This window comes from Pseudomonas sp. CM27, from assembly GCF_013179515.1.
Taxonomy (GTDB): Bacteria; Pseudomonadota; Gammaproteobacteria; order Pseudomonadales; family Pseudomonadaceae; genus Aquipseudomonas.
Genome location: NZ_JABMCN010000269.1, coordinates 1 through 7,865, shown reverse-complemented (window position 1 = coordinate 7,865; position 7,865 = coordinate 1). Strand labels below are relative to the sequence as shown.

The window sequence follows — 7,865 nt, the reverse complement described above, 5'->3', positions numbered from 1 at the left end:
ATCGACACCCAGGCCGGGCAGGCCCTGGCCGACGAGCTCGGCGCGGCCGCCCGCTTCATCCACCACGATGCCAGCAGCGAAGCGGCATGGCAGCGGGTGATGGACAGCCTGGTCGAGCACCATGGCCGCCTGGACATCCTGCTCAACAATGCTGGCATGCTGCAGACCGGCACGGTGGAAGACACCGCACTGCAGGATTGGGAGCGCATCATGCGGGTCAACGCCGGCAGTGTGTTTCTTGGCTGCCGCGCCGGTATCGCCCTGATGAAAGCCCAGGGCGGGTCGATCATCAATGTATCGTCGGTGGCGGCGCTGGCCGGGCGTGACGACTACCTGGCCTACAGCGCCTCCAAAGGCGCGGTGGCCGCGTTGACCCGCTCGGTGGCGGCACTCTGCAGGCGCCGCAAGTACCGCATCCGCTGCAATTCGCTGCACCCGGACGGCGTACTGACCGACATGACCCGCGGCGGCTTCCCCCAGGGCATCGACCCGGCGCGGTTGACCATCGACAGCGACCCGATGAACCGCATGTGCCTGCCGGAGGATGTGGCGGGCAGTGTGCTGTACCTGGCCAGTGACGAGTCGCGGGCCGTGAATGGGGTGGAGCTGCGTATCGACAGTGGACAGCTGGTGATGTCGATCTAGGCCGTATGGCCCATCACCGACTGCGGTGATGGGCCGCTGGGCTCAACAGCCCTCAAAGCGCGGCGCCCGCTTCTCGATGAACGCCTGCATCCCTTCTTTCTGGTCACGCGAGGCAAACAGCAACGCGTTGGCCTTGCGCTCCAGCGCCAGCCCGGCCTCCAGCGGTGCATCCATCCCCGCCAGTATCACCTCCTTGATCTGCTCCGCAGCCAACGCCGGCATCGCTGCGATCACCCGCGCCAGCTCCAGCGCGTGGGCCTGCACCTGGTCGTCCTCCACCAGATCGCTGACCAGCCCCGCCACCCAGGCTTCCTCGGCGCTGATCGGCTGGCCAGTCAGCGCCATGCGCATGGCCTTGGCCTTGCCCACCGCACGCACCAGGCGCTGGGTGCCACCAATGCCGGGCATGATGCCGATGCGGATTTCCGGCTGGCAGAAGCGCGCACTGCGGCCGGCGACGATCAGGTCGGCCAGCATCGCCAGCTCGCAGCCGCCGCCGTACGCATAGCCGCACACGGCGGCGACCACCGGCTTCGGGCAATGCTGGATCGGCGCCCACAGGCGCTCGGTATGGCGCTGGTAGATATCGATGGGACCGACGTCGGCCATGCTGCCGATGTCGCCACCGGCGGCGAACACCTGGTCGCCCCCGGTCAGCAGGATGCAGCGCACCGCCGGGTCGCCAGCCAGGGTGCTGAAGTGCTGCGACAGCAACGCCTGCAACTCCAGGCTCAAGGCATTGGTGGCCTGTGGGCGGTTGAGCCGCAGCAGTGCCACCCCGGGCAAGGGGTGTTCGAGCAGAACGGGTGGGGCGGGCGTGGCAGGCATGGGATTCCTCGCGGGCAACGTGTTGGATGGCGGCCAGTGTTGCCCCCGGCCCTTGCCCATTCATCGTCCGTTCAGACGAAGTACGGCCCACGCATAGCCTCTAGAGTCGTCCCTGACAGCAAAAACCAGGAGCATGCAATGGGGCTTGATTTCAGTGGCAAGGTGGTGCTGGTCACCGGAGGCAGCAAGGGCATCGGCGCGGGTATCGCCCAGGGCTTTCTGGCCGCCGGTGCGCAGGTAATCGTCTGTGCCCGCAGTGCACCCGAGCACCTGCCGAGCGCTGGCGGGCGCAGCGCCGCCTTCATCGCCGCCGACGTGCGCGACGGCGACTCGCTGCAGGCGCTTTTCGACACGATCGAGCGCGACTTCGGCCGCCTTGATGTGCTGGTCAACAATGCCGGTGGCAGCCCCTCGGCGGTCGCTGCCACGGCCTCGCCGCGGTTTCACGAGAGCATCCTGCGGCTGAACCTTATCGCCCCGCTGAATGCGGCGCAGCACGCCAACCGGCTGATGCAGGCGCAGCCGCAGGGCGGTTGCATCGTCTTTATCGGCAGTATCAGTGCCTTGCGCGCATCGCCGGGCACGGCGGCCTATGGCGCTGCCAAGGCCGGGGTGCTGGCGCTGGTGCAGTCGCTGGCGGTGGAGTGGGCGCCCAAGGTGCGAGTGGTGGCGGTAAGCCCTGGCCTGGTGCTGACCGACCAGGCGCACCTGCACTACGGCAGCGAACACGGCATCGCGGCCGTCAGCGCCGGCATCCCGGCCGGGCGCATGGCCGACGCCAGCGACATTGCCAATGCCTGTTTGTACATCGCTTCGCCGCTGGCCAGTTACGCCAGCGGCTGCAACCTGCTGCTGCACGGCGGCGGTGAACGCCCGGCGTTTCTGCACGCCGCGCAAGCCCAACCCACTTGATCGACCACCTGGCGGTGGCCGATCCGGGTCGCTGCCCTAACGCTGCAGGAGACGACTTTGGCTGATCCACAATTGCTTTGCGCTGTGCGCGCCCTGGTTGGGCGCCAGTACGGCCGGGTGTATGCCTGGGACGCGGTGAACGCGCCGATGATCCGCCAGTGGTGCGAGATCATGGGCATCGACAACCCGCTCTACACCGACCCGGCGTTCGCCAGCACCGGCCCTCATCAAGGGCTGGTGGCGCCACCGGCCATGCTCCAGGTGTGGACCATGGAGGGGCTGCACGCCAACAACTACCCGCCGGGCTCCACCGACCAGAACCCCTACGAAGTGCTGAAGCTTATCGAGGAATACGGCTACGCCTCGGTGGTAGCGGTGAACTCCGAATTGAGCTTTACCCGGCCGCTGTACCTGGGTGAGCGGCTGTACTACACCACCCGCCTGGAGGCCGTGGGTGACGAGAAGACCACGGCCTTGGGCACCGGTTTCTTCGTCACCCTGGTAATGAGCCATTTCGTCGAAAAGCCCGAAGGCGACGAGCCGGTGGGCGAGCTGTTGTTCCGGGTGTTCAAGTTCCGCCCGGCCAACCCGCAACCGGCGCCGCAGCCGCAGGCCGAGCCGGCCAAGGCCAGGCGGCCGATGCCCGGGGTCAGTGACGATACCCGCTTCTTCTGGGAAGGCTGCGCCGAAGGCAAGCTGCTGATCCAGCGCTGCAGTGCCTGCGCTACCTTGCGCCACCCACCGGCACCGGTATGCATGCACTGCCACAGTTTCGAGTGGGACAGCGTGCAGGCCAGCGGGCGCGGCAGCCTGTATTCGTTCGTGGTCATGCACTACCCGGAGGTCGCGCCCTTCGAGCACCCCAACCCGATTGGCCTGATCGAGCTGGAAGAAGGCGTGCGCCTGATCGCCGGGCTGACCGGCGTGCAGCGCGAGCAGTTGCAGGTCGGCCAGCGCTTGCAGGTGGCCTTCGAGACCTTCGATGAGCAACTGACCCTGCCGTTGTTCCGGCCTGTGGTCGAATAGGAGGGCGTGACCATGGATTTCGAGTTGAGCGAAGACCAGCGGGCGATCGAGCAGATGGCCGACAGCCTGTTCAGCGACCATTGCCACGATGACTACCTGCGCCAATGGGACAGCACCGGCGATGCGCTGATGGTGCCGCTGTGGGCGTTGTGCCAGGAAACCGGCCTGCATGCCCTGGCCATTCCCGATAGCGCAGGCGGCAGCGGCCTGGGCATGACCGAGCTGATGCTGGTGCTGCAGGCCCAAGGGCGCAGCCTGGCGCAGGTGCCGCTGTGGCGCCACCAGCTGGCGGCGGCAACCCTGGCCAACTTTGCCCTGGGTGACGCTGCCGGGCTGGCCGCTGAGGCCGCCCGCGGCGAACGGCTGCTGAGCCTGGCGCTGGACAGCCTCGGCACTGCCCATGGCATCGCGTTGCTTGCCACCCCCTGCGTCGAAGGCTGGCAGGTAGACGGCCAGGTTGCCGCTTTGCCCCTGGGTGGCCAGGCACACGCAGCGCTGGTGCCGGTGCGGGTGGACGACCAGATACGGCTGTTGCTGCTGGAGCTCGACGCCCCGGCGGTACGCCGTAGCTGCGGCGTGCTGACCCACGGCGAGGCCATTGCCGACCTGCAGGTGGAAGGGCTGCGGGTGAGCGCTGACCGGGTCTTGCCTGCCGCTGCCCTGTCCTGGCTGGAGCCACGCGCCATCGCGGCGCTGGCGGCGCTGCAACTGGGGGTCAGTGCCGAGCACATCCGGCGCACCGTGGCGTATGTCGGTGAGCGCGAGCAGTTCGGCCGGCCGATTGGCAGTTTCCAGGCCGTGCAGATGAGCATGGCCGACAGCCATATTGCCCTGGAAACCCTGCGCAGCACGTTGTGGCAACTGTGCTACCGCCTGGATACCGGCCTGCCGGCGCCCTCCGAGGCCCTGGCCACGGCCTACCTGGCCTGCGAGGCAGGGCACCGCATCGGTCATGTCGCGCAGCACGTGCATGGCGGCATTGGCGTCGACCTGACCTACCCGATTCACCGCTATCTCTACTGGAGCCGCGCCCTGGGCATTGCCCTGGGCGGTGCGGCGGCCTGCCTGGAACGGCTCGGCGACTGGCTGAGCGACAACGACAAGCTGGGATGGAAATATGACCTCGAAGAACACCAAGCGCTTTGACGACGTGCGCCCCGGCGAAACCCTGCCGACCCTTGAAGTGCCGATCACGGTAGCGCTGATTACCGGCGGGGCGATTGCCACGCGCGACTACTTCCCCGGTCACCACGATCTGGACGCCGCGCGTGAACTGGGTTCACCGCATGTGTTCATGAACATCCTCACCACCAATGGCCTGGTGCAGCGCTTCGTCGAAGCCTGGGCCGGCCCGCTGGCGCGCTTCACCGCGCTGAAGATCAAGCTGGGGGTGCCCAACTACCCGGGCGACCGCCTTACCTTCAACGCCAGCGTCACCCGCCACGACCCCGAAACCCGCGAAGTGGAACTGACCCTTAGCGGCCGAAACTCCATGGGCAACCACGTGACCGGCACGGTCGCGCTGGTGCTGCCATGACCACCGGAGGCAGCAGCATGAGCAACCTGTCCATTTCCGGGCGCGCCGCCATCGTTGGCCTGGGCGCGACCGAATTTTCCAAGAACTCCGGGCGCACCGAACTGCGCCTGGCGCTGGAAGCCACTCTTGAAGCGCTGCGCGACGCCGGTATCGACCCGTCCGAAGTCGAGGGTTTCAGCTCGTATTCGGTAGACAAGGTGCCGGAGTACGAAATCGCCCGCCTGCTGGGCTGCAAGGATGTGAAGTTCTTTTCCCAGGTGCCGCACGGCGGCGGTGCGGCCTGCGCGCCGGTGATGCACGCGGCCATGGCGGTGGCCACCGGGGTAGCCAAGGTGGTGGTGGTGTATCGGGCCATGAACGAGCGCTCCTGGTACCGCTTTGGCAGCGGCAGCTACGGTTTTGCCGCCACGCCGATCTTCGACAACGTCAATTACGGCTGGTACATGCCGCACGGCTTCCACACCCCGGCGGCCTGGGTGGGCATGTTCGCCCAGCGTTACATGCATACCTACGGCGCCACCTCCGAGGACTTCGGCCGGGTTGCCGTGGCCGCGCGCGACTTTGCCGCCAGCAACCCCAAGGCGTTCTTCCACGGCAAGCCGATCACCCTGGAGGAGCACCAGGCGTCGCGCTGGATCTGCGAGCCGCTGCACCTGCTCGATTGCTGCCAGGAATCCGACGGCGCCGTGGCCATGGTCATCACCTCGGCCGAGCGGGCCCGTGACCTGCGGCAGAAACCGGTGACCATCAAGGCCGGCTCCCAGGGCATCACCTGCGGCCAGCAGAGCATGACCTCGTTCTACCGCGACGACATCACCGGGCTGCCCGAAATGGACGTGGTGGCCAAGGAGCTGTATCGCCAGTCCGGTCTCGGCCCGGAGGCCCTGCAAACGGCGGTGATCTACGACCACTTCACCCCCTTTGTATTGCCGCAGCTGGAAGCGTTCGGTTTTGCCAGGCGTGGCGAGGCCAAGGACTTCATCCGTGCGGGGCACCATGCCCGGGGCGGCAAGTTGCCGATCAACACCCATGGCGGGCAGCTGGGCGAGGCCTACATCCACGGCATGAACGGGGTTGCCGAGGCGGTGCGCCAGGTGCGCGGCACCGCGGTCAATCAGGTGGCAGATGTCGAGAACGTGCTGGTAACCGCCGGTACCGGCGTGCCGACCAGTGGCCTGATACTGGGCGCGGCCTGAGGAGCACAGCATGTTTGTCGATCTTACCCCCGAGCAACATGCCCTGCGCCGCAAGGTGCGGGACTACTTCCAGGCCTTGATGACCCCCGAGCTGCGTGAACGCCTGCGCGGCCAGGAGGGTGGCGAGCTGTACCGCCAGACGGTGCGGCAGATGGGCCGCGATGGCTGGCTGGCGGTGGGCTGGCCCAAGGCCCATGGTGGCCAGGGCTACGCCGCCACCGAGCAGTTGATCTTCTTCGAAGAAGCCAACATTGCCGGTGCGCCGCTGCCATTCGTGACCATCAGCACCGTCGGCCCGGCGTTGATGGCGCACGGTAGTGACGCGCAGAAGGCGCGTTTCCTACCGGGTATCGCCGCTGGCGAAATCATGTTCGCGATTGGCTATTCCGAGCCCGACGCCGGCAGCGACCTGGCCGTGCTGCGCACCAGCGCCCGGCTGGACGGTGATGCCTTCGTGGTCAACGGCAACAAGCTGTGGACCTCGGGCGCCGAGTCGGCCGACTACATCTGGCTGGCGGCGCGCACCGACCCAAGCCAGGCCCGGCACAAGGGCGTGTCGATCCTGATCCTCGACACCCGTCTGCCAGGCTTTGCCAGCACGGTCATCCCCACCACCAGCAACCCGACCGCCGCCACCTATTACGACAATGTGCGGGTACCCGCCGACATGCTGGTGGGCGAGCTGCATGGCGGCTGGAAGCTGATTACCGACCAGCTCAACCATGAGCGCCTGGGCCTGGGCTCATGGTCGGACAAGGTCGTGGGCCTGTTCCGCAGGGTCTACCTGTGGGCGCGCGCCCGCGACGAGCAGGGCCGCCGGGCGATGGACAAGGCCTGGGTGCGCAGCACCCTGGGTGAATGCTACGCGCGCCTGGAGGCCATGCGCCTGATCAACCTGCGCATCGCCGCCAACCTCGAACGCGAGCACATGGATGTGGCGCTGAGTTCGACCACCAAGGTCTATGGCTCGGAGTCTGCCATCGAGATCTTGCGCCGGCTGTCGGCCATCGTCGGCGCCAATGGCCTGGTACGCGGTGGTTCGGCGGCTTCGGCCCTGCAAGGCGAGCTGGAGTACGAGCTGCGCGCGTCGGTCACCGTGACCTTTGGCGGCGGTACCAATGAAATCCAGCGTGAGCTGATCGCCCAGTTCGGCCTGGGCATGCCGCGTTACCAGCGCTGAGCGCCCCGCGCCGCCGCGTCATTCCAACAAAAGGCCCCCCGGCAGTGGCCGGGGCTGGGCCGAGGGTTGCATCAATGAACACGATCGAGCAATTCAGGCACGAAACCCGTGCCTGGCTGGAAGCCAACTGCCCGCCGTCGATGCGCGTGGCCATGGGCGAGGGTGATGTGGTGTGGGGGGCCAGCCAGCCGCAGTTCCCCAATGAGGACGCGCGCCTGTGGTTCGAGCGCATGCGCGACCAGCGCTGGTTCTGCCCCGAGTGGCCGCAGGCCTATGGCGGCGCAGGCTTGAACGCCGAGCAGGTGGCGGTTCTGGAAAGTGAAATGCGTCGGCTGCGCTGCCGGCCGCCGCAGATCAACCTGGGTATCTGGATGCTCGGGCCGGTGCTGCTGGCCTACGGCAGCGAGGAACAGAAGCGCACCTTGCTGCCGCCCATGGCGCGGGGCGAAGTGCGCTGGTGCCAGGGCTTCTCCGAGCCCAATGCCGGCTCTGACCTGGCCAGCCTGAAGATGGCGGCGCGCGACGCCGGTGACCATTTCGT

9 protein-coding genes are annotated in these 7,865 nt (G+C 67.3%); 8 read left to right on the top strand and 1 reads right to left on the bottom strand.

Annotation, left to right across the window (positions count from 1 at the left end; all coding sequences use genetic code 11):
* Window positions 1-645 (top strand): SDR family oxidoreductase (locus HP547_RS25005; protein WP_172288063.1); only part of this gene is annotated, 645 nt, incomplete at its 5' end.
* Window positions 646-687: 42 nt separating this feature from the next.
* Here the strand turns inward: HP547_RS25005 and HP547_RS25000 are convergent.
* Window positions 688-1,473 (bottom strand): enoyl-CoA hydratase, encoded by a 786-nt coding sequence (locus HP547_RS25000; protein ID WP_172226702.1) that lies wholly within the window; start codon window positions 1,471-1,473, stop codon window positions 688-690.
* A 138-nt stretch (window positions 1,474-1,611) separates the two neighbouring features.
* On the opposite strand from HP547_RS25000, the gene HP547_RS24995 reads away from it, so the two are divergent.
* The 7 genes from HP547_RS24995 to HP547_RS24965 form a co-directional block, all read left to right on the top strand.
* The gene (locus HP547_RS24995) at window positions 1,612-2,385 is read left to right on the top strand and encodes an SDR family oxidoreductase (protein ID WP_172226705.1); all 774 of its coding nucleotides are present in this window, start codon (window positions 1,612-1,614) and stop codon (window positions 2,383-2,385) included.
* 57 nt (window positions 2,386-2,442) lie between these two features.
* A complete protein-coding gene (locus HP547_RS24990; protein WP_172226708.1) occupies window positions 2,443-3,411 on the top strand; it encodes a bifunctional MaoC family dehydratase N-terminal/OB-fold nucleic acid binding domain-containing protein in 969 nt (322 codons plus the stop codon).
* A gap of 12 nt (window positions 3,412-3,423) precedes the next feature.
* Window positions 3,424-4,557: an acyl-CoA dehydrogenase family protein gene (locus tag HP547_RS24985; RefSeq protein ID WP_172288061.1), complete on the top strand. Its 1,134-nt coding sequence runs from the start codon at window positions 3,424-3,426 to the stop codon at window positions 4,555-4,557.
* Window positions 4,529-4,948: a MaoC/PaaZ C-terminal domain-containing protein gene (locus HP547_RS24980; protein WP_172226714.1), complete on the top strand. Its 420-nt coding sequence runs from the start codon at window positions 4,529-4,531 to the stop codon at window positions 4,946-4,948. The genes HP547_RS24985 and HP547_RS24980 overlap by 29 nt, the downstream gene beginning before the upstream one ends.
* Window positions 4,949-4,965: 17 nt before the next feature.
* A complete protein-coding gene (locus HP547_RS24975) occupies window positions 4,966-6,144 on the top strand; it encodes a lipid-transfer protein (RefSeq protein WP_172226735.1) in 1,179 nt (392 codons plus the stop codon).
* A 10-nt stretch (window positions 6,145-6,154) separates the two neighbouring features.
* A complete protein-coding gene (locus HP547_RS24970) occupies window positions 6,155-7,324 on the top strand; it encodes an acyl-CoA dehydrogenase family protein (protein WP_172226717.1) in 1,170 nt (389 codons plus the stop codon).
* A 74-nt stretch (window positions 7,325-7,398) separates the two neighbouring features.
* Window positions 7,399-7,865: acyl-CoA dehydrogenase family protein (locus tag HP547_RS24965; RefSeq protein ID WP_172288058.1), on the top strand; the 467-nt coding region annotated here is incomplete at its 3' end.